The following is a 19,962-nucleotide window of genomic DNA, read 5'->3' on the forward strand; positions in this document are numbered from 1 at the left end:
CAGGTTCAATTTTATATCACAAAAAAAGGACAAGGGTCCATAATGATTTGACCTGTTCTCTCTATTCTGCTATAGAGGAGCGTAAAAAATGTAAGGGTGAAGCGGGGTTATGGATGAACGGGCCCTCTAATGGAGACTTGTTATATTCAAAAAAACAGATCGCCGGGGAAATCAGGAGACTGGCACGGGAAATCACCATTGCCTATGCAGGGGAAGAATTGATTCTGGTGGTGGTGTTGAAAGGAGCTTTTTTCTTTGCAGCAGACCTTGCCCGCCAGATACAATTGCCACTCATCCTCGAATTCGTCAAACTCTCCAGCTATAGGGACATGAACTCTACCGGAGACGTGACAATGACAAAGGATGTGGAGACGTCGCTAACCGGCAAGAATGTACTTATTGTGGAAGATATTGTGGACACTGGCTTATCCCTTGCATTCCTCAGGGAGCGGTTGTTGGCAAGGGGACCGAAAAGTCTGAAGATATGTGCCCTGATTGATAAGAAAGAGCGTCGAAAAATCGAGGTTAAAACCGATTTTACTGGTCTTGAGTGTCCAGGGGGCTTCCTCGTAGGATACGGTTTGGATCTGAACGAAAAATTAAGAGAGTTGCCGGCTATTTATGAATTGAATGAATAGGAATCTTCCGGCGGAGGCATGAATGATACTACAGTGCGATCAATGTAATACCAAGTTCAAACTGGATGATGCAAAAATAAAGGAAGGCGGGGTCAAGGTTCGCTGTTCCAAGTGCAGGCACGTCTTTCTCGTTACCAAAGAACCGCAGGAAGAGACAGATTTCGATGCCATCCTTGGCGGACTGGACGCGGCAACACCTCCTCCCCCGGCAGCACCTGCTCCGGCAGGTGATCGTGCAGAGGCTGAAAACGCAGGCGCCGCTGGCCCGCAGAACAGTTTTTCGCAGCTGAAACAGATGCTTGCAGAGCCAGACAGTGATGAAAAAAAACAAGAAGAATCCATGGACGAAGAGGGGTTTGACTTCAGTGATTTTAATTTCAGTGAGGAGCAGAAGCCGGCGCCACAGGCTGAGCGGGAAGAAGTAGTAAAAAGCTATGATTTGAGTGGCTTTAATCCGGATGAAGATGACACCTCTGAAACTACCTTTACTGTTGACACAAGTATTGCTGACAACCCTGAAATTGCTTCTAGCGACGCCTCCCCGCAAGAGGAAAACCGTTTTGAATTCGATTTTGAAAGTGGGGCTGAACCTGAGCCTGCTGCCAAGATCGATAGTCAGCCTCCGGAAGATGCCTTCGGTTACAAAGACTTTTCCTTCACTGAAGAAACACTATCGTCCGATACTGAGGCAGCAAGCGATTCGAAGCAGAGTGGCGAATTCGATTTCAATGATTTCGCATTCGATGCAGAAGATAAACAAGCCGAACATGCCCCTGTTGCTGATACAGGTAATACTGCACCGGGGCCAGGAGCCGGAGTTGATTTTGATTCATTCGATTTCGAGACGGCCGAAGACTCCCCTGAAGCACCGGCAGGTCTCGCCGTTGCGACTGATTTCGAGGCTGCAACCAGTGAACCGTTCACCAGGGAGATGGAACTCGACTTGACAGAAAAAGGTCCGGACGAACAGCTTCAAGCTCAGCCACCGGCACTCCCTGACAGCGATGGCAATGGAGAATTTGCCTTTGATTTCGGCGATGGGAACGGTGATGAAAACTTGTCGCCTGCAGCAACGCCGGCTGCCGCTTCTGCTGCAGATAATGCCGAGGTGCCGGATATCCCCGAGTTCAGCTTTGGCGACCTTCATGATCAACCCTCTTTAGCAACAAGCCCGGTTGAACAGGCTGCAGGCAAGTCATCAGCGGTGGGAGAAATCGTCGAAGCAGGAAGAGATCAAGATTTTGCCGCCATCGATTTCGGCCAAGTTGCTCCTTCTGCCGCTGCTCCGGAGGAGACGCAACATCAGCCGTTGTTACACGGTCTTGTCGGCGGCGATAAGAAAGAAACGCCGCTGTCGGGAGCCCAACCGGAATTTTCGGATGAATATCCTCCGCTGTCAATTTCTTCCCGTCGAAAGAATAGTTCTTTCTTTACCTTTGCCGGTCTTGGAATCTTTTTACTGGTTCTGCTGGGGCTGGCCGGAACAGGCATCTTCTTCCTCAAAAACTGGCCGGAGGCATTCAATAAGGTGGGTTTGGGGTCCATAGTCCAGCGACTGGGCATCAAGCCTGCCGAGGAAGGATATATCGGAGTAAGAAACCCAGTGGGGGCGTTCGTTGTCAACAAGGAGGCCGGGGAACTTTTTGTCATTACTGGTGTAGCCGTCAACGAATACCGGAAGCCGCGTGCATCAATTCAGGTCAAGGCGTCTCTTTTCGGCAAAAACGGTGCAATAGCTATGCAGAAAGTCGCATATTGCGGCAACAATCTATCTAAGGAACAGCTTGAGTCCATGCCGATGGAAAAACTGGAAGCTGCAATGAACAATCAGTTCGGCGATTCCCTTTCGAACCTGGGGATTCAACCGGGTAAAGAAATACCGTTTGTGGTGATTTTCAGTAAGGTACCACAGGATGTTACGGAATTCGGGGTTGAAGTGGTCGGCTCGACGGTTGCCGGGCAATAGAGGTCTACTACCAACTAAATGATGGGAAAAGGCCGGGTTACCCCGGCCTTTTTTTAATGTGGCCAGGGAGGCAACGCCAGGCGATGTTGTCTGGGCCAGAAAAAGGAACGGCCGATGCTCATGGAGCACCGGCCGCATTCAATCCTCTCGATGAAGGATTAAGCGCTGATAGCACTTACGGGACAGGTATCCACGCATGCACCGCAATCAATGCAGGTATCAGCAGAAATGGTCCTCTTGCTGCCTTCTTCGCTGATGGCGTTTACAGGACAGGATTCGTCGCAGGCACCGCAGTTGATGCACTCGTCAGAAATTTTGTGAGCCAATGTATTCACCTCCTTCGTCGTAGTTTGGATTAGTTGTTTGATTTTTTGAAAAGTAACATACACTTTAAAAAATGTCTACCACAAAGGTCGTTTCGGAAATAGCGACTAATGCAGAAAAATCCTTGAACTGACGAGTAGTCTGCGGTATTATAAAAAGCGGTTTTATTTACGTTAAACTTTTTCCCGCCATTTTTACCACCACCGAAATAATCGGTTGCTTTCATTATATTTTCTGTGTTCAGGGGGATATGAAAAACATGGATATACTTGCCCTTAACTGTGGTAGCTCCTCGGTAAAGTATCAACTATTCGACTGGGCAAAGAAGGAAGTAATCGCCAAGGGGATGGTTGAACGGGTTATCATAGGTGATTCTTTCATAATGCATGAAGTGCCGGGGAGGGAAACCTATCGGGAGGAATCGGAATGTCCCGATCACCAGGTCGCCATCGATCTGATCATCAAAACACTGACCGATCCGGTGCACGGCGTTCTGAAAGATATAAAAAACATCTCCGCCATTGGCCACAGGGTGGTCCACGGTGGCGAAAAGTTCACCTGTTCAGTGTTGATCGATGACAAGGTGCTTGATGCGGTAAAGGAAGTGCAGCATCTGGCTCCCCTGCACAACCCGCCGAACATTGCCGGCATTGAAGCAGCCCAGGCCATCCTGCCGGACGTTCCTCAGGTGGCGATTTTCGATACCGCTTTTCATCAGACCATGCCGGAGCATTCCTATCTCTACCCACTGCCCTATGAATGGTATGAGAAATACGGCGTCCGTCGTTACGGGTTCCACGGCACCTCCCATCTCTATGTCTCCAAGCGGGCTGCTGTCCTCTTGGGCAAAGCACCCAAAGATACCAATATCATCACCATGCACATCGGTAATGGGGTTTCCCATTGTGCCATAGCCAATGGAGTTTCAGTTGATACGAGCATGGGGCTGACTCCTCTGGAAGGGGCGGTAATGGGAACACGCTGTGGCGATATCGACCCGGCTATTCCTGCTTTCATGATGCAGAAAGAGAATCTGTCGGCCAAGGAGATCGACAGCATCCTCAATAAAAAAAGTGGTGTATTGGGTATTACCGGGCGCTTTACCGATCGCCGCGAGGTCATTGAGCATGCCGGAAATGGGGACAGGCTCTGCAAACTGGCATTGGATATTGAGGCCTACCGCTTGCGAAAGTATATCGGCTCATACATGGCCGCCATCGGCAAGCTTGACGCGGTTGTCTTCACCGCCGGTGTCGGCGAGATGGGCTGGCCGATAAGGGAAAAAACTATTGAAGGGCTGGAGCATCTGGGCATCAAGCTTGACAAGGAGCGAAACAAGTCGGCCATGACCAGGAAACGGGAGACCCTCATCACCACCGACGATTCACCGGTGAAAGTCTACGTCATTCCTACAGACGAGGAGCTGGTCTTCACCGAAGACGTGGCGGCCATTCTGGAAGGAACCTACACCGATCATATGCAGTTCGAGTACTCTTTCTCGCGGCCGGATTTCGTCAGAAAATAACTTATAAACTGTCGGCAGACGGTAGTCGGCAGTCGGAAACAAAACATACCCCCCTGCTCACTGACGTTTGCTTCCCCCCTATGGAATAGGGGAGGATTGATGGGGGGAGCAAGTAATGGCAAAAAAAGAAAAAGGCCGGGGAATTTCTCCCGGCCTTTTCTTTTTTGCCACCGACCGCCTTTAAACGGCTTTTATCCTTGTGCCTGAACAGCTGTGATTGCTGCGACATTCACTATGTCATCCACGGAGCAGCCGCGGGAAAGATCGTTTACCGGCTTTGCAAGTCCCTGGATGACCGGTCCGATAGCTTCTGCCCCGGCAACACGTTCCACCAGTTTATAGGCGATATTCCCGGCATCCAGATCGGGGAAGACCAGGACGTTGGCCTTACCGGCAACCGGGCTTCCGGGCGCCTTCTTTTCCCCGACTTTTGGCAGCAGGGCTGCATCTGCTTGCAATTCCCCATCAATCTGCAGTGATGGATCGATCCCCCGGGCGATTTCCAGAGCCTTGAGCACCTTGTCCACATCGGCATGGGCTGCGCTTCCCTTGGTGGAGAAGGAGAGCATGGCAACGCGGGCGGGGACGTCGAGGAAGGATTTGCAGTTGCGGGCGGTGGCGACGGCTATTTCGGCCAGGGCCTGGGCATCCGGGTTGGGATTGACGGCGCAGTCGGCAAAAAGGACGATGCCGTTTTCACCGAAGTCGGTATTTTTAGTGACCATGAGAAAAAATGAAGAGACGGTTTTGATCCCCGGAGCCGTCCCAACTGTCTGAAATGCAGCCTTAAGCACATTGCCGGTGGTTCCGGTGGCACCGGCAACTTCACCTCCGGCGTCTCCCAGCCTGACCATCATGCCGGCATAGTACAGGTAATCCTTTGCCGTGAGAAGGTTACGGGCCTCTTCCCTGGTCAACCCCTTGCTTTTCCGCAGTTCCACCAGTGCATCGATGTAGGCTTCGAGTTTTGGCGAGGTTGCCGGATCGAGGATCTCCACTCCCGCAAGATTGACCCCTTTGTTCTGGGCAGCGGCGGAAACCTCCGTCTGATTACCAAGGATGATTATTTTGGCCAAACCTTGTTCCACTATTTTCTGAGCGGCAAAAAGCATCCTCTCGTCATAACTTTCAGGTAGCACGACAGTTTGCAGGTTTTTTTTTGCTTTGGCCTTGATCTGCTCCATTAAGTGCATAACTTTCTCCCATTTGATATTTAGAACAAGATTTGATTTTATACCGCAAGCATTGGGCACGGTCAATAAAAAAAGGCGGTCCGAAAATTAAAAACCCTCTGCCAAGCAGCTGAAGGCAGAGGGTTTGTTGGGCTAATGGTAGTAACAGTTCAAGCAGAGTCGGAGGATTTATTTTGCTGTTTACGATAGGTGCCGCTCTTCCCACCCTCCTTGTAAAGCAGGGTGATCTCGCCAATGGAAATTCCCTTGTCTGCACCTTTGCACATGTCATATATGGCAAGTGCTGCCACGGAAGCCGAAACCATTGCTTCCATCTCCACACCGGTACGTTCGAATGCCCTGACCGTAGCCTCTATGGTGATGACTCCCTTGTTTTCGTCCGTGCTGAACTCAATGGCAGCGTGATGGATGGCAAGGGGATGGGATAAGGGTATCAGTTCCGGGGTCTTCTTGGCGGCAGTGATCCCTGCCAGTCGGGCAACGGCGAAGACATCCCCCTTGCTGATTTTTCCTTCGATTATGGCAGACAGAGTTTCTTTTTTCAGAAAAACCGTTGCTGCAGCAACTGCCGTGCGCAGGGTCGGTTGTTTGCCGCTGACATCGACCATGATTGCCTGGCCCCGGTCGTCAAAGTGGTTGAACATTGATCACCTCGCTTTATGCTTCTTCCATTTCGAAATTGTGGTTAAGGATATGCACGTCAATCTGTTCGCCGGCAGCGAACACCGATTTATCGGCTGGCAGCAGGGCCAGTCCGTCCGCCTGAATCATGGTTCTGACGATGCCGGTTTCCTGGTTGCCGCTGCTGGTCGCCAGGTAGCCATCCTTTCCTTTCCCGAGGGTGACGCGAAGGAAATGCAGCCGCCCGGGTTTCTTGCGGATCTCTTCCGTCAGTGTTGCCTTGTATGTGGGGGAGATAATCCTCTTTCTCCCCATCATCTTCAAAAGCGCCGGTTTTACCAGTTCTTCGAAGGTAATCATGGTCGAAACGGGATTGCCGGGGAGGGAGAAGACGGGGATATTATCTTTCATGGCGAAGGCGGTGGGGCGCCCCGGCTTGATGTCAACCTTCCAGAATAGTTGCCGCACTCCCAGTTCGGTTAGGACCTCCCGCACCAGGTCGCGATCGCCGGCGGAAACGCCTGCAGATGTCAATAGCACATCCGCTTGTAGCCCCTGGCTGAGGAGATGCAAATGGCTTTCCCTGTTATCCCTGGCGATGCCGATGATGACAGGTTCTCCGCCGATTTCCTTGACGGCCGCCGCCAGTGATAACGCATTGCTGTTGATGATTTGCCCTTGTCCAATCTGTCCCCCCAGTTCAACCAGTTCATCACCGGTGGAAACTATGGCAACTCTGAGTCTGCGGAAAACAGGCACCAGGGCAGCGCCCAGAGATGCAAGCATGTTGATGCCCGACGAAGTAATTGCTGTGCCGGCTGCCAGGACCTTGTCTCCAGCCTTGATATCTTCGCCGGCAAAGCGGATATGCTGCCTTTTCTTGACCTGCTCCAGTATCTTTACCGAATCAGTTCCTTCGACGGTTTCCTCGACCGGCACTACTGCATCGGCTCCGGGAGGGATGGGGGCGCCGGTCATGATCTTTATGGCGCAACCCGGTTCCACGGCAGCAGTGGCTACGGCTCCGGCAGGAATATATCCGGTGACCCTGAGCGTTGCCGGCCCTTGGCAGTCTTCGGCCCGGACGGCAAAACCATCCATGGCCGAGTTGTTCCACGGGGGCATGTCCCATGGGGCGGCCATATCCTCGGCGAGAGTCCGGCCTATGGCATCAAGGAGGGCAACACGCTCCATGTTTATGGTTGCAACATTGTCAAGAATGATTTTCCTGGCTTCAGTGAAGGTGGGCATGGAGTTTACCTCGTCTGGCTTCTTAAGATTTTGAGACAAAAGCCTCTACTGCAAAGAAGGGCTATGCAGCAGTAAGGCAATTAACTTGCGGTGAGCCTGCCAGCCTTCCCTGGACGAGGTGAATGCTTTCGGCAAAGAGCAGAGGCTCCCGCGGAGGTTCATGGGTTGCCATGATCACCGTCGTTCCTCCTTGAGGGAGGGAAGCCAATATGTTTTCCATCATTTCCGCAGTTTTCCTGTCGACGCTGCTAAACGGCTCATCGAGCAGCAGCACCAGCGGTTTCAGTATCAGGGCCCTTGCCATTGCCACCCGCTGTGCTTCGCCCCCGGAGAGGTCCAGAACCGGCCTCGCCTGAAAGCCACTCAGTCCGACCGAGTCGAGGGCTTCATCAACCAGCTGCTGTTGCAGTCCATGGGGTATCTTGCGGGCATTGAGTCCATAAGCCACATTGGCAAAGACGGTCCCGGCAAAAAGATACGGGGATTGATGGAGCAGGGTCACTTTTTGTCTGCAGGCAAGCAAGGTGCGGCTTTTCCAATCAACCCCGTGCCCCTCGAAAGAGATATCTCCCGAAGTGGGTGGCGAAAGAAAAGCCAGGATGTTCAGCAGGGTGCTTTTGCCGGCTCCGTTCTGACCGGTCAGCAGATAACAGCGCCCTTGATGAATATCCAGATGATCCAGGTCAAGTACTATATTATTCCTGTAGAACTTACGAATCGATCTCAAAGTGAAGAGCGTGTTCATGGTTTACCTCTGTTGCTGAAGAATGTTCAGTGCCAGGTTGACGAGAAAAGCCACCGCCAGGAGAACAATCCCCAATGCCAGTCCGAAGGCGAATTCTCCCTTGCTGGTTTCCATGGCAATGGCAGTGGTCATGGTACGGGTATAACCGCGAATGTTTCCTCCGAGCATCATGGCAGCGCCTACCTCGGCGATGACTCTTCCAAAGCCGGCAATGACGGCCGCCATCACGCCATACCGCTCTTCACGTACCAGCTGCAGGACCCCTTGCAAAGGGCCAGCTCCCAAAGTGAGAGCCGTGGGAAGGATCCGCTTGTCGGCACCTTCGATGGTACTGAGGGTATAATTGGTAATGATGGGGATGGCCAGCAGTGTCTGTCCCAAAACCATCGCCTTTGGTGTAAAAAGAAGCCCGAACTGCCCGAGAGGTCCTTGGCGGCTTATCATGCCATAGACCACCAGTCCCACAACAACTGTAGGTAGGGCCATCAGCGTGTTAAGCGTTGTCGTCAGGGCTCCTTTCAGCGGAAATGTGCCGATGCCGATAGTAATACCGGCAGGGATGCCGATGACCGATGCAAAAAGCGTTGACCATATGGATACGTAAATGGAAGTCCAGACGGTCGTATAGACCTCCCGGTCCATGGACATGATGAGGCTGAAAGCTGTCTGCAGTGATTCGGAAAAAAACCCCACCTAGTTCATCCCCTCCTGTGGATACAGAATGTACTTAAGGGCCTCTTTGCCAGCGACATTGAAGGCTCCTTACCCCGTGCTTCAGAAATAAAAAAAGGTCCCTTTCTTGATGGAAAGAGACCCCGCGGGTAACGGTTTTTTATGCCGTTCGGTGACTCTCCTTTCCAAAAGGGAGGCGCTGCCGTTTCCAGCAGGACCCAATGGTCGGTTGCCATGGGAATGACAGCTTTGTCATCCCCGGTAGGCAATTACGACTCGGAGATTTAGTTTTTAAAACAGTGTTTTTGTATAATTCAAGTGCATATGGCTGCTAGAAGCCTTGCTGCACAGCGCCCATGTATTAATTTCTTAAAGCATGTATAAAATACCACAAAATTTTTAAAATTTGTGATATTTTTTATCACGGCATTTTGCTAGCTGGTGTCCATCCGGAAACTCCGTATGTGACACTAGCAGTTTCCAGATCGGAAATGAGGGATTTTTTGTCCTGGCAAGTCAATCAAGGGGTTGCGCGGAGGCGTACATCGGTACGCAGCACAAGCAAGCCCGCAGGTTGACACCGCCAGGGCAAAAAAGAGCCGTTTCCGGATGGAAACTAGCTAAAAATAATTGGTGGAGTCAATGAAACTACTTGATACCCATGGCCGTCATATCAACTATCTTCGCCTTTCCGTGACCGACCGCTGCAACTTGCGCTGCAGTTATTGCATGCCTGAGCAGGGGATCGAAAAGCTTTGCCATGGTGATATCCTCAGTTACGAGGATTTGGTCAGCGTGGCCCGGCAGGCTGTTGCCATCGGCATAGAAAAAATTCGCATCACCGGTGGCGAGCCGCTGGTGCGCAGAGACATCATCCGATTTTTAAAGGAACTGTCCGCTGTGCCAGGCCTGAAGCAACTGGTGCTGACCACCAACGGCTTGTTACTGGCGGAAATGGCTGAGGATCTGTTTAAGGCCGGAGTCCAGCGGCTTAATATCAGCCTGGATTCCCTGAAGGAGCAGACTTTTGCCCACATTACCCGCGGTGGTGACGTGCACAGAGTCCTGAGAGGATTGGACGCAGCTGAAGCAGCCGGTTTCCCGCCCCATAAGATCAACATGGTGGTGATGCGTGGCATCAATGACGAAGAGGTGCTGGATTTTGCGGCTATGACCTTGGAGCGCCCCTATGCTGTGCGTTTCATCGAATACATGCCGACCTTGCAGGCTGACAACTGGCGAGACCTGTCAGTTTCCGGAAGTGAGATTTTAGAGCGGATCGGCAAGAGATATGAGTTGGTCCCCTATGGCAGCCAGGAACTGTCCGGCCCGTCACGGAATTTCAAGATCAAAGGGTCTGCCGGCTCAATCGGCATCATTACTCCTATTTCCGGGCATTTCTGTAGCGACTGCAACCGCATCAGGGTCACTTCTGCCGGAATGGCCAAGGGCTGCCTGCTGTCCGGGGATGGTATGGATCTTAAGCCGCTTCTGAGACTGGGAGACGAAAAACGGCTGCGGGAGGCGTTACGACAGATTGTTGCCGGCAAGCCGGACCGGCATGGCCTGGATGATAACAACAAGGAATTGCAGCCCTTCGCCATGTCAAGGGTCGGGGGCTAGGAAAGGATATGAAAGATATGTCGGCAAAGGTACTAGCAGTATGCATCAGTGAGAAAAAAGGGGAGCGGAAGACTCCGGTTGCTTCGGTGGAGTTGAAGGAGAATCACGGGGTTGTCGGTGATGCCCATGCCGGTGATTGGCACCGTCAGGTGAGCCTTTTGGCAATGGAGAGCATCCGCAAGATGCAGGCGCTGGGACTTTCCGTTGATACTGGAGATTTTGCCGAGAACATAACAACCGAAGGGATAGAGTTGGTCTCTCTGCCCATCGGCACCAGGCTCACCATCGGACCCACGGAAATGGAAGTTACCCAGATCGGCAAAGAGTGCCATACCCGCTGTGCCATCTACTACCAGGCCGGTGACTGCGTCATGCCCAAGGAAGGGATCTTTGCCAGGGTCATTACCGGCGGCACGATCAAGCCCGGTGATGGGATTGCGGTGAAGGAGCGTTGATTGGTGATTGGTGATTGGTGATTGGTGAGGTGGTAACTTCGAACTTCGAACTTCGAACCTAGAACCTAGAACCTAGAACCTGCCTTTAATAGGCAGCGAAACCTTAAAGGTGCTTCCTTTCCCCGCTTTGCTTTCTACCCGAATTGTCCCGCCGTGGTCATTGACGATACCGTATGATACTGACAGGCCCAACCCCGTGCCGTTTGCCTTGGTGGTAAAGAAGGGGTTGAATATCTGCTGTAGATTATCTGCCTCTATGCCGGTGCCGGTGTCGGCAATCATTATCTCTGTCTGCTCCCGTTGACGGTCCAGCTGAGTTCTTACCGTCAGGATACCCCCCTTGTCCATCGCCTGAATCGCATTTAGCACCAGATTCGTCAAAACCTGTCGGATCTGTTCACTGTCCCCCTCCAGGATGGGCAACCCCGGCTCATATTCCTTGATAATACGGATATGGGAAAGGGGCACCTGGTGCACGATCTGAGCGAGAATTTCCTCCATCAGCTCATTGACCCGCACGTGCCCCAGCTGTTTCTTTTCCTGGCGGGCGAATCTGAGCAGGTTGCCGACGATGCGCTCCACTCGCCCCACCTGCTGATAAATGGTATCCACCTCGTCCCGGTTGTCCGCCCCTTCCGGCACCGACATCTGCAGCAATTCCGTGTTGCCCCGGATGATGGCCATGGGGTTGTTGATCTCATGGGCAACGCCGGCGGCCAGCTCGCCGATGGCGGCAAGTTTCTCCGCCCGGACCAGTTCTTCCCTGGCCTTCACCAGCAGCCGGTTCTTCTCCTCCAGTTCTGCCGTTCGCTCCCGGACCTTGTTTTCCAATCCCCTGTTCAGCTCCCTGATATCATCCTCGCGCTGCATCAGAGCCCGGTTCATCTGGTTGAATTCCTCTGCCAGATCCCCCAGTTCATCCCGGCTGGATATCAGGCACTGCACATCCCGTTCCCCCGCAGCCACGCGCCGTGCCGCATTTTCCAGTTCCTTGACCGGTTTTGCCAGGCGGGCCGCCAACCAACCTGCTACGGCAATGCCGATCACCGCTCCCACCAGCAGGACGCCGCTGAAGAGGAGTCCCAGCCTAAACTTGATGGCGGTGTATGGCTTCTCAAGCATCCCCACATAGAGGGAGCCGAGGGGGACGCCATCGACGGAGAGGATCGGTTCATAGGCGGTAAAATACCAGTCATTGACGACGAAGGCCCGGTCGATCCATTTTTCCTTGTGCAGGATGACCCGATTATAGACCTCTTCCGAAAGCCGGGTGCCGATTGCGCGCGATCCGCCTGAGGTCAGGACGTTGGTGGCGATGCGCAGGTCGCCGAGAAAGATGGTGGCGCTCCCCACGTCCTTGCCATCGGCCTTCACCCCTTCGTAGACGATGCTCTTGATCTTGTCCACCAGGCTATTGTTCTTGTTGAGGAGGACGCCGCCGCAGAGGGCGCCGATAATCCGCCCTGCGCCGTCCCTGACCGGTGCGGCGGCAATGAGCATCATTCCGGCCCGTTCCATGGTCTCGGTGGTGGGCCGTGCATGGGGGGTGGAGAGGATGGGTATGGTAGCTTGTTCTGCCAGCTGATTTCCTTCCATGGCCATGGCCTCGGCCGACACGATCCAGGTACCGGCAATGATTTCCCCCTTGAGGGCACGGGTGATGACCGGGTTACGGGACTTGTCGTCACTGGAGGCGGCCGGGTTGTTGGCGCGGTACAGGACTCTGCCCTGGGCATCCAGCGCCATGAACAGATCAAGCTGCTCTGTCTGCCTCAGGGGGGCGAGAATGCCGGCCAGCACCTCCCTGTTGCCGTGGAGGGCTGCGGCGGTGTAGGGGGCGGAAGCTGTAAACCTGACCACGTCGCGGATGTGGCCCACTTCGTGGAGGTAGACCTCGCGAGCGGCGTTCAGGTCATTGCGCACCTTTTCCTGGGCTTGCCTGACGACCCTGGTGTTGAGGATGAACACCCCGGCAAGCCAGCAGATAAGGATAGCCACGGCGATGGGAATGAGAATGGCGATGGACAGCTTTCTTTTGATGGAGAAGCGCTTCTGCTGCGGCAATGGTTACTCTCCTTCGGGCTTCAGCCCGAATTCCGCAATCTTGCGGTCGAGGGTCTTGCGGGAAATACCGAGAATTTCGGCAGTCCTGCTCTTATGAAAGCCGGTCCGCGCCAGCGTCTGCCGGATGTGCTCCCGTTCCACATTCTCCAGGGAGACCAACTGGTGGCTTGACAGGGCAGATGCCGGCCCAGTTGCAGCGGTCGATGCAACATTTTTCTTCCACATGGGCAGGTGGTCGGTGGTGACCACGCCGCTGCGGGCCAGTATCACCGCCCGCTCGACGACGTTTTCCAATTCCCGGATATTGCCCGGCCAGCTATAGCCCAGCATCAGGTCCAGCGCTTCCCTGGTGAAGCGGTCGACCTCTTTGTTCATGCGCTGGTTGTACTTTCTCAGGAAATGGCGGGCCAGGGGCTCGATGTCCTCTTTCCGTTCTCTGAGCGGCGGCAGGGGTATGGAGATGACATTCAGCCGGTAATAGAGGTCCTCCCGGAACCTTCCCTCGGCCACCTCCTTCTCCAGGTTCTTGTTGGTGGCGGCAACGAAGCGGATGTCCACCTTCTTCGCCCTGGTCGCCCCCACCGGAATGAAATCTCCCTCCTGGATCACCCTGAGCAGCTTGGCCTGCAGCATCAGGCTCATGTCACCGATCTCGTCCATGAAGAGGGTGCCGCTGTCCGCCTCTTCCAGGAGCCCTTTCTGGTTGGTGGTGGCGCCGGTGAAGGCGCCGCGCACATGGCCGAAGAGCTGCGATTCCAGGAGCGTATCGGACAGGGCGGCGCAGTTGATGGAAAGAATGCGCCGTCCCCTGCGCTTGCTGTGCCGGTGAATGGCGCCGGCAATGAGTTCCTTTCCCGTCCCCGATTCGCCGAGGATGAGGATGTTTGCCTCGCTGGCCGCTACCTCCAGGGTCAACTCGTAGACTTCGCGGAAGCGGTCGCTGGCAAAGACGATGGCGTCCGTCAGGGTAACCTTCCCCAGTTCCTCCTTAAGCTGCTGATTCTCCTTGCGCAGAAGTTCCCGCTCCAGAACATTTTCCAGTACGCCCAGGATCTTTTCCTTGGGAAAGGGCTTGGTCACGTAATCGTAGGCCCCCAGTTTCATGGCCTCAACCGCGGCATCGATAGTGCCGAAGGCGGTCATGATAACTACCGGCAGCCCGGGGCGGAGCTTTTTCACTTCCTGCAGGATCTGGAGCCCATCCATGTCAGGCATTTTCACGTCCTGCAGCAACAGGTCGGCATTGGGCCCTTGCTGCAGCCGGGCAAGGAGCATCTTTCCGGAGGTGAATGTTTCAACGACCAACCCCTGAGACTCCAGGAGCTTTTTCATATATTTGAGGATGCCCTCTTCGTCATCGCAGATGAAAATTCTTGTCTCTGACATGTAGTTGCACTCCATACTCCCCTCGCATCCCCCCCTACTCTGCATGGGGATGCGAACGTACGTGAACAGGAGGGTGAAATAATTGTGTCAAAATGATACATGAGATGGACAGAACAGCGCAAGACAACTTTTCTTCCCGCTACCGATGTTCTTCCCGGCATAACAAAAAGAGGAGGTATTCCAGCTAGTTGAACCCCTTCGGATCATTTTGTAAACGTGTAAACGTATTGGCACGGCTGTTGCCGTATACGGCTCGGTTGAAGCCACATTTGTTTACAGAACGCAGAACGTCTTGCACGTTTACTTATCATGGAAGGGAGCACATATGGCAGTTTCACGAAGACAATTCCTGCAGGGGGGCGCATTGGCAGCGGCAGGGCTGGCGCTTACCGGCAAGCCCGGGGAGGCAAGCGTCGATGCGCCCCAGATGCGGACCAAGGGCCTGAAGTCATCCACCACCATCTGCCCGTTCTGCGCCGTCGGCTGCGGTCTGATCGTCCACACCCGGAACGGCAAGATCGTCAATATCGAAGGAGACCCGGATCACCCCATCAACCATGGGGCGCTCTGTCCCAAGGGGGGCGCCCTGTTTCAGATCGCTAACAACGAGCGGCGTCTGCAGAAGGTCATGTACCGTGCCCCCCGTTCCGACAAATGGGAAGAAAAGTCCTGGGATTGGGCACTGGAGCGGATCGCCAAAAACATGAAGGAAACCCGAGACAAGACCTTCAAGACGACAGAGATCAACAAGAAGGACAATAAAGAGTACCTGGTGAACAGGACCGAGGGGCTTGCTTTTTTCGGTGGCGCAGGGTTGGACAACGAGGAATGCTACCTCTGGTCCAAGTTTGGCCGGGCCATGGGTGTGGCTAACCTGGAACACCAGGCCCGACTTTGACACAGTGCTACAGTCGCCGGTCTGGCGGCTTCATTCGGTCGTGGTGCCATGACCAATCACTGGATTGACCTGAAGAACTCCGATGCCATTCTGGCCATCGGCTGCAACCCGGCCGAGAACCATCCTATCTCCTTCAAATGGATCGAGGAGTCACTGGATAACGGCGGCAAGCTCATTGCCGTCGATCCCCGTTTTACCCGGACCGCCTCAAAGGCGGACATTTATGCCCAGATCCGGCCGGGCACCGATATCGCCTTTCTCGGCGGGCTGATCAACTATGCCCTCAGCCATAACCTGATCCACCAGGAATACGTGCGGGAGTACACCAACGCCACCTTCATCGTCAACGATAAGTTCGATTTCGAACAGGGAATGTTCTGCGGCTTTGACGACACGGAGAAGAGCTACGATTTAAAGATGCTTGCCTATGAGCTGGACGGTGCCGGCAACCCGAAGCAGGACCGCTCCATGCAGCATCCCCGCTCCGTTTTCCAGCTGATGCGTAAGCACTTCTTCCGTTATGACGTGAATACCGTCTGCGCCATCACCGGCACGAAAAAGGACGAGTACCTGAATGTAGCCAAGACTTTTTGTGGCACCGGCCGTCCCGACAAGGCCGGGACCATCCTCTACGCCATGGGCATCACCCAGTCTACCCACGGCACCCAGAACGTGCGTGCCATATCAATGCTGCAGATGCTCCTGGGCAACATCGGCATCGCCGGCGGCGGCATCAATGCCCTGCGCGGCGAGAGCAACGTCCAGGGTTCCACCGACTACGGGCTCCTCTTCCACATCCTGCCGGGCTACCTGAAATCCCCGGAGTTCGACAACGTGGACCTGAAGACCTACCTGGAGAAATGGACCCCCAAAACCAAGGACAAGAAGAGCGCCAACTGGTGGGGCAACACGCCGAAATATACGGTGAGCCTCCTGAAGGCCTGGTACGGCGACAACGCCACAAGGGACAACGACTTCTGCTACAGCTATCTCCCCAAGCGGAGCGGCAACTACTCCTATATGAAACTGATCGAGAAGATGGGCAAGGGGGAACTGGAGGGGCTGGTCTGCATGGGCATGAACCCGGCCATGGGGGGGCCCGACTCCACCAATGCCAGGGATGCCCTGGGCAAACTGAAATGGCTGGTCACCGTGGACCTGTGGGAAACGGAGACCTCCATCTTCTGGAAGCGCCCCGGCGTTGACCCGAAGAAAATTGATACTGAAGTATTCATGCTTCCTGCCGCCTCCAGCGTGGAAAAGGAAGGTTCCATTTCCAACTCGGGCCGCTGGGCCCAGTGGCGCTACAAGGCCCAGGAGCCGGTAGGCGAATCCAGGAGCGACCTGCACATCATCCACGAGTTCTTCACCAGGGTCAGGGACCTCTACAAGAAGGAAGGGGGCGCCTTTCCCGAGCCGATTACCAAGCTCGCCTGGAACTACGGCACCGGCCATGAGCCCGATGTGCACCAGGTGGCCAAGGAGATCAACGGCTACTTCACGAAAGACATGACCATCAAGGACAAGGACAAGACCCTTGAATTCAAGGCAGGGGATCAGGTCCCCATGTTCAAGTACCTCCAGGACGATGGCTCCACCGTCTCCGGCTGCTGGATCTACTGCGGTTCCTATACCAAGGAAGGCAACCAGATGGCCCGCCGCGATGCCAGCGATCCCACCGGCCTCGGCCTTTTCCCCAAATGGTCCTGGTGCTGGCCGGTCAACCGCCGCATCATTTACAACCGCGCCTCGGTCAATCCCGACGGTGTTCCCTTCAATCCCAAGCGGGTGGTGATCGCCTGGGACGGGCTGGAGAAGAAGTGGCAGGGGGATGTGCCTGACGGGCCGTGGCCTCCCATGAACGACGACAAGGAGGGGAAATATCCCTTCATCATGCTGGCCGAGGGGCATGCCCGTCTCTACGGCCTGGATCTGAAAGATGGCCCGTTCCCCGAGCACTACGAGCCGGTGGAGAGCCCGGCCAGGAACCTTTTGTCGCCGGTGCAGAACAACCCGGTGGTCAAACTGCCGAAGAACGTCTCCTCCGATCTGGCGAAATTCCCGTATATCGGCACCACCTACCGGGTCACCGAGCACTGGCAGGCCGGGGCCATGACCCGCAACCTCCCCTGGCTGGTGGAACTGGTGCCCGACATGTTCGTGGAACTCTCGGAAACCCTGGCCAAAGAGAAGGGAATCCACCAGGGGGACAAGGTGAGAATCAGCACCGTGCGCGGCACCATCGAAGCGACGGCGCTGGTGACGGCACGGCTCAAACCATTCAATGTTGATGGAAAAATGATCGAGCAGGTGGGGATGCCTTGGCACTTCGGCTATGCGGGCCTGGCCAAGGGGGACAGCGGCAACGTCCTGACCCCGTCCGTTGGCTGCGCCAATACCAGTATTCCCGAATTCAAGGCATTTCTCTGTAACATCGAAAAAGGAGGTAAACGCTCATGAGTGGCGAGAAGACGGATTTCAACAGCAGCGGAGCGTTCCTCATCGACATGACCAAGTGTACCGGCTGTCGGGGCTGCCAGGTGGCCTGCAAACAGTGGAACCAGCTGAAAGCAGAGAATACCAAATTTTTCAACGGCGAGGGGTATCAGAACCCTCCCGCCATGTCCGAACATACTTTTACGCGGATCAAGTTCCGCGACTACCAGAAAAACGGCCAGAACGAGTTCGCCTTCTACAAGGAGATGTGCATGCACTGCAATGACCCGGCATGCGCCTCCGTCTGTCCGGTCGGCGCCTTCAATAAAACCAAGGAAGGGCCGGTGGTGTACGACACCAAGCGCTGCATCGGTTGTCGCTTCTGCATGGTGGCCTGCCCCTTCGGCGTCCCCAAGTACGAGTGGAGCAAGGCTTTCCCCCTGGTGAAAAAATGCACAGGCTGCTACAGCAGGATCAGGGCAGGCCATAAACCTGCCTGCGCCACCGCCTGTCCGTCTGCCATTACCTACGGGCCACGGGCTGACATGCTCAAGGAGGCGGAACGGCGCATTGCCGCCCGTCCTGAGCGGTATCTCAACAAAATTTATGGCAAGGAAGAGGCGGGTGGCACCAGTGTCATTTACCTGACCGCGCTCCCCTTCGACGAGCTCGGTTTCAAGCAGGTAACCAAGCGGCCGCTTCCCTCCTACACCTGGCAGGCACTGCGCCTGGTGCCGGGGGTCTTCCTCACCGTCGGCGGCTCCCTGTCGCTCCTTTCCTGGTTCACCCACCGGAAAGACCGGCTGAAAAAGGAAGAAGAGCAGCGACAGGCCTGCAAACACCAGACGAAGGAGGATCATCATGACTGCTGCTAAACTGATAATCAACGAGATCAAGGGCTACCACCGCTTCCTCAAGTTCCTCATGGTGCTGGTTGGCCTCGGCGCCCTGGCGTCCCTGGCCCGCTTCATTTTTGGACTCGGAGTCACCACCAACCTGAACGACACCTATCCATGGGGGCTGTGGATCTCCTTCGACGTGGTCACCGCCGTTCCCCTGGCCGCCGGCGCCTTCACCCTGGGGGCCATCACCCACTGCTTTCACATCAAAAAACTGGAGCCGTTGGTGCGGCCCGCCATTGTCACCGGCTTCCTCGGCTACTCGCTGGTGAGCGTGGGACTGTTGCTGGATCTTGGACAGCCCCAGCGTTGCTGGCACACCATGGTCTTCTGGAACCCCCATTCCCCAATGTTTGAAGTTTCCATGTGCATCATGGCCTACACCACGGTGCTTTTCCTGGAGTTTTTGTCGCCGGTCTGCGAGAAACTGGGCTATTACCTGCCGCTCAGGGTGCTCCGAACCCTGGAGATGCCGCTGGTGGTAGCTGCAGCCGCCATCTCCACTTTGCACCAATCGTCCCTGGGGACCTTTTTCCTCATTGCCGTAGATAAGCTGCACAGCCTCTGGTATAACCCGCTCTTGCCGCTCTTGTTCTGGATCTCGGCCATTTTCAGCGGCCTGTCCATCATCATCCTCGAAGCAACCATGACTCACAAGTGGCTGGGGCAGGAGGATGAGTCCGAACTGCTGGAGACCCTGGCCAAGATCATCCCGTGGGTGATCGGGGTCTACATCCTGGTCAAGGTCTATGCCCTGGTTTTTCTCAGCCAGGGCCCGTTCTTCGATAGGCCCGGCATGTTGATTCTCTTCGGCGTCGAGGTGGTGATAGGTGTCTTCGTGCCGTTCTTCATGTTCCTGCAACAAAGAGTGCGCAGCGACAACCGGCTCCGGGCCATCGCAGCCGGTCTGGTCATCTTCGGCCTGGTGGTCAACCGCTTCAACGTCTCCATGTACGGCATGATCCACGAAGGGGCAGCCTACGTGCCGTCGCTCCTGGAGACGATGGTGACCATCGGCATCATTGCCGCGGAGATTCTCTTCTTCGTCCTCATCGCCAAGTACTTCCCCATTTTCGAGCACCATCCGGAGACGGTAGATTACTCCCTGCCGGACAAATTCCGCAAGGTGGAGAAGGGCGTAGTGGCGGTGGAAAGCTGACTGTTCCCTCTCCAGGAGGACCCATAGGGCCTAAAGGAGAGGGCCAGGGGGAGGGGGAAGAATGCCACTGCTGTTTCCCCTCATCCGGCCTGCGGCCACCTTCTCCC

Annotated in this window: 16 protein-coding genes and 1 riboswitch; of the genes, 8 read left to right on the forward strand and 8 right to left on the reverse strand. The window is 55.0% G+C overall.

Annotated features, from left to right (window positions below):
* Positions 1-47: 47 nt before the first annotated feature.
* Together hpt and GEOB_RS19285 are read left to right on the forward strand one after the other, a co-directional pair.
* Positions 48-638, forward strand: coding sequence for a hypoxanthine phosphoribosyltransferase (gene hpt, locus GEOB_RS08060; RefSeq protein ID WP_230199034.1), 591 nt, complete (start codon positions 48-50; stop codon positions 636-638).
* Between the two features lie 22 nt (positions 639-660).
* Positions 661-2,604 carry a DUF3426 domain-containing protein gene (locus GEOB_RS19285; protein ID WP_012646709.1) on the forward strand — a complete coding sequence of 648 codons (1,944 nt, stop codon included), beginning with the start codon at positions 661-663 and terminating at the stop codon, positions 2,602-2,604.
* A 158-nt stretch (positions 2,605-2,762) separates the two neighbouring features.
* On the opposite strand, the gene GEOB_RS08070 is transcribed toward GEOB_RS19285, so the two are convergent.
* The gene (locus tag GEOB_RS08070; protein WP_012646710.1) at positions 2,763-2,930 is read right to left on the reverse strand and encodes a DUF362 domain-containing protein; all 168 of its coding nucleotides are present in this window, start codon (positions 2,928-2,930) and stop codon (positions 2,763-2,765) included.
* A 257-nt stretch (positions 2,931-3,187) separates the two neighbouring features.
* On the opposite strand from GEOB_RS08070, the gene GEOB_RS08075 reads away from it, so the two are divergent.
* Entirely contained in the window at positions 3,188-4,453 is a 1,266-nt protein-coding gene (locus GEOB_RS08075; RefSeq protein ID WP_041267424.1) for an acetate kinase, read from the forward strand.
* Between the two features lie 191 nt (positions 4,454-4,644).
* On the opposite strand, the gene pta is transcribed toward GEOB_RS08075, so the two are convergent.
* The 5 genes from pta to GEOB_RS08100 all read right to left on the reverse strand — a co-directional run bounded on the left by pta (position 4,645) and on the right by GEOB_RS08100 (position 8,956).
* Positions 4,645-5,646, reverse strand: coding sequence for a phosphate acetyltransferase (gene pta, locus GEOB_RS08080; protein ID WP_012646712.1), 1,002 nt, complete (start codon positions 5,644-5,646; stop codon positions 4,645-4,647).
* A gap of 149 nt (positions 5,647-5,795) precedes the next feature.
* Positions 5,796-6,290, reverse strand: coding sequence for a cyclic pyranopterin monophosphate synthase MoaC (moaC, locus tag GEOB_RS08085; protein WP_012646713.1), 495 nt, complete (start codon positions 6,288-6,290; stop codon positions 5,796-5,798).
* A gap of 13 nt (positions 6,291-6,303) precedes the next feature.
* Entirely contained in the window at positions 6,304-7,518 is a 1,215-nt protein-coding gene (locus GEOB_RS08090; protein WP_012646714.1) for a molybdopterin molybdotransferase MoeA, read from the reverse strand.
* Between the two features lie 61 nt (positions 7,519-7,579).
* A complete protein-coding gene (locus GEOB_RS08095; protein ID WP_012646715.1) occupies positions 7,580-8,263 on the reverse strand; it encodes an energy-coupling factor ABC transporter ATP-binding protein in 684 nt (227 codons plus the stop codon).
* A 3-nt stretch (positions 8,264-8,266) separates the two neighbouring features.
* Positions 8,267-8,956 carry an ABC transporter permease gene (locus tag GEOB_RS08100; RefSeq protein WP_012646716.1) on the reverse strand — a complete coding sequence of 230 codons (690 nt, stop codon included), beginning with the start codon at positions 8,954-8,956 and terminating at the stop codon, positions 8,267-8,269.
* Between the two features lie 141 nt (positions 8,957-9,097).
* Positions 9,098-9,229: riboswitch (molybdenum cofactor riboswitch) on the reverse strand.
* 348 nt (positions 9,230-9,577) lie between these two features.
* Here GEOB_RS08100 and moaA point away from each other — a divergent pair.
* Both moaA and GEOB_RS08110 read left to right on the forward strand, forming a co-directional pair.
* Entirely contained in the window at positions 9,578-10,558 is a 981-nt protein-coding gene (moaA, locus tag GEOB_RS08105; RefSeq protein WP_012646717.1) for a GTP 3',8-cyclase MoaA, read from the forward strand.
* 17 nt (positions 10,559-10,575) lie between these two features.
* A complete protein-coding gene (locus GEOB_RS08110; RefSeq protein WP_041267099.1) occupies positions 10,576-11,013 on the forward strand; it encodes an MOSC domain-containing protein in 438 nt (145 codons plus the stop codon).
* A gap of 72 nt (positions 11,014-11,085) precedes the next feature.
* Here the strand turns inward: GEOB_RS08110 and GEOB_RS08115 are convergent, their stop codons facing one another.
* Both GEOB_RS08115 and GEOB_RS08120 read right to left on the reverse strand, forming a co-directional pair.
* Complete coding sequence (locus GEOB_RS08115) at positions 11,086-13,077, reverse strand: cache domain-containing protein (protein ID WP_012646719.1); 1,992 nt, start codon at positions 13,075-13,077, stop codon at positions 11,086-11,088.
* A 3-nt stretch (positions 13,078-13,080) separates the two neighbouring features.
* Positions 13,081-14,463 carry a sigma-54-dependent transcriptional regulator gene (locus GEOB_RS08120; protein WP_041267100.1) on the reverse strand — a complete coding sequence of 461 codons (1,383 nt, stop codon included), beginning with the start codon at positions 14,461-14,463 and terminating at the stop codon, positions 13,081-13,083.
* Between the two features lie 325 nt (positions 14,464-14,788).
* Between GEOB_RS08120 and fdnG the strand changes: the two genes are divergently transcribed.
* Genes fdnG through nrfD form a run of 3 tightly spaced genes read left to right on the forward strand, consistent with a single transcriptional unit; the run spans position 14,789 to position 19,855 of the window.
* The gene (gene fdnG, locus GEOB_RS08130; RefSeq protein ID WP_012646721.1) at positions 14,789-17,821 is read left to right on the forward strand and encodes a formate dehydrogenase-N subunit alpha; all 3,033 of its coding nucleotides are present in this window, start codon (positions 14,789-14,791) and stop codon (positions 17,819-17,821) included.
* Positions 17,818-18,672 carry a 4Fe-4S dicluster domain-containing protein gene (locus GEOB_RS08135; protein ID WP_012646722.1) on the forward strand — a complete coding sequence of 285 codons (855 nt, stop codon included), beginning with the start codon at positions 17,818-17,820 and terminating at the stop codon, positions 18,670-18,672. Before fdnG ends, GEOB_RS08135 begins: the two co-directional genes overlap by 4 nt.
* Complete coding sequence (gene nrfD / locus GEOB_RS08140) at positions 18,659-19,855, forward strand: NrfD/PsrC family molybdoenzyme membrane anchor subunit (protein ID WP_012646723.1); 1,197 nt, start codon at positions 18,659-18,661, stop codon at positions 19,853-19,855. The genes GEOB_RS08135 and nrfD overlap by 14 nt, the downstream gene beginning before the upstream one ends.
* The last annotated feature ends 107 nt before the right edge of the window (positions 19,856-19,962 follow it).

Origin of the sequence: Geotalea daltonii FRC-32, from assembly GCF_000022265.1 — a bacterium.
Taxonomy (GTDB): Bacteria; Desulfobacterota; Desulfuromonadia; order Geobacterales; family Geobacteraceae; genus Geotalea; species Geotalea daltonii.

Coding starts and splice junctions, on each gene's coding strand:
- GEOB_RS08075 (WP_041267424.1), top strand. CDS start 3,188: ATGGATATACTTGCCCTTAACTGTGGTAGCTCCTCGGTAAAGTATCAA.
- GEOB_RS08135 (WP_012646722.1), top strand. CDS start 17,818: ATGAGTGGCGAGAAGACGGATTTCAACAGCAGCGGAGCGTTCCTCATC.
- pta (WP_012646712.1), bottom strand. CDS start 5,646: ATGCACTTAATGGAGCAGATCAAGGCCAAAGCAAAAAAAAACCTGCAA.
- GEOB_RS19285 (WP_012646709.1), top strand. CDS start 661: ATGATACTACAGTGCGATCAATGTAATACCAAGTTCAAACTGGATGAT.
- GEOB_RS08110 (WP_041267099.1), top strand. CDS start 10,576: ATGTCGGCAAAGGTACTAGCAGTATGCATCAGTGAGAAAAAAGGGGAG.
- moaA (WP_012646717.1), top strand. CDS start 9,578: ATGAAACTACTTGATACCCATGGCCGTCATATCAACTATCTTCGCCTT.
- GEOB_RS08090 (WP_012646714.1), bottom strand. CDS start 7,518: ATGCCCACCTTCACTGAAGCCAGGAAAATCATTCTTGACAATGTTGCA.
- GEOB_RS08095 (WP_012646715.1), bottom strand. CDS start 8,263: ATGAACACGCTCTTCACTTTGAGATCGATTCGTAAGTTCTACAGGAAT.
- GEOB_RS08120 (WP_041267100.1), bottom strand. CDS start 14,463: ATGTCAGAGACAAGAATTTTCATCTGCGATGACGAAGAGGGCATCCTC.
- moaC (WP_012646713.1), bottom strand. CDS start 6,290: ATGTTCAACCACTTTGACGACCGGGGCCAGGCAATCATGGTCGATGTC.
- nrfD (WP_012646723.1), top strand. CDS start 18,659: ATGACTGCTGCTAAACTGATAATCAACGAGATCAAGGGCTACCACCGC.